General features: G+C 58.3%; 2 protein-coding genes. Both read left to right on the top strand.

Annotated elements, in window-relative coordinates:
• Window positions 1–589: DUF3658 domain-containing protein (locus ACTJLF_RS34550; protein ID WP_440884892.1), on the top strand; the 589-nt coding region annotated here is incomplete at its 5' end.
• A 40-nt stretch (window positions 590–629) separates the two neighbouring features.
• Window positions 630–1073 (top strand): hypothetical protein, encoded by a 444-nt coding sequence (locus tag ACTJLF_RS34545; RefSeq protein WP_440884891.1) that lies wholly within the window; start codon window positions 630–632, stop codon window positions 1071–1073.
• The last annotated feature ends 131 nt before the right edge of the window (window positions 1074–1204 follow it).

Below are 1204 nucleotides of genomic sequence, written 5' to 3'. Positions count from 1 at the left end.
GACATTCGATATGACATCTCGTTTTTCAGTCGATTTCAACGAATTGCTTGAGCGCGATCTCGTCATGCTGTCGCAGACTGATTTCCGGAAGGACATCAACGGCTCGTCCGTCCTACTCGTTGAAGGTCTCCCTATTGAGGTTCAAGAAGATAACCTCTATGACGACGGCACGCACGAAGTGCTGTTTGCTCGCGGAGTCGTTGAGGCCAACTCAACGGGCACTTGGTCTCACGTCAAATGGTGCTGCCGATTTGACTCCGAGGGCTTCTACGACATTGCAGGTAGCTCCGTGAACGAAGAAATTTACAACACTGAGCTTTCGCCCGCAGAGGGCGCACGGGTTGCAAAGCTGTCTCAAGCTGAACTTGCGCTTATCGATACGGCACTTCTTTCGCAAGTCTCCGACGATTGGAGGAAGGTCGCACGCGTGGTCGGGATGGCGATGCTGTCGACGCGGGACCTCCCAAGCGGGGTTCCCGACGCCTTCTTCGCGAAGCGGGTCAGGCTGCTTGTCGAATCCGGTCAACTTGAATCGCAGGGCGACCTTCGGCGAATGCGATTTAGCGAGATACGGCGAACATCTGCCTGACGGCAGAATGCGGCCATAACCAGAAGTTGAAGGGCGGCCAATGAAACGTGATGAGGTTCTTGCTGCCGTGCTCCAGTCGGCAGACCGCTTCGGAGCGGACAACCCCCAGCAACTCGCTTTTCTCAGGTCGCGGCTGAGCCGGTGTGCACCCGCTGAGGTTTTTGCAGGCCTGTTCGCGGTCTTCGTCGAGGGTGCGCCCAAAGAATTTCGGTCTCAGCGGCAAGAGCTGGCTGGCAGATTGCTCGATACAGCAGAGCCGACCAAGGAATTTGACTTGGTCGAATGCATGCGAGCATCTCTGCCAAGCTACGACCTCAGCGTCGAGCAACTTCCCCAGTATTTCGCCCGAGTGCTTGGGAAGCAGGCGGCAATCGATGCGCTCGCATCTGTGCAAGCGACTGAAGGCCTGAGTGACGGCGAGATTGCTGCCGCGCGCACCATGCGATGGTGGCTGGGAGACCCGACGGCTGGGGACCAACCGTAGGCCCGCCGTCTTCACCGGTCGCGGCCAAAGTCCGCTTGCATCGCGCCAATTTGAGGGTCAGGTTTGGAGAACTCCGCACAGCCGGTTTGGGCCCGTTCACGATGCTGTCGCGACCGGCTACAGTCGGCCAG

Origin of the sequence: Variovorax sp. 22077, from assembly GCF_052044195.1 — a bacterium.
GTDB classification, from domain to species: domain Bacteria; phylum Pseudomonadota; class Gammaproteobacteria; order Burkholderiales; family Burkholderiaceae_C; genus Variovorax; species Variovorax atrisoli.
Note: the sequence above shows the minus strand (reverse complement) of the source record. Positions and strands in the feature narration are given on the sequence as shown.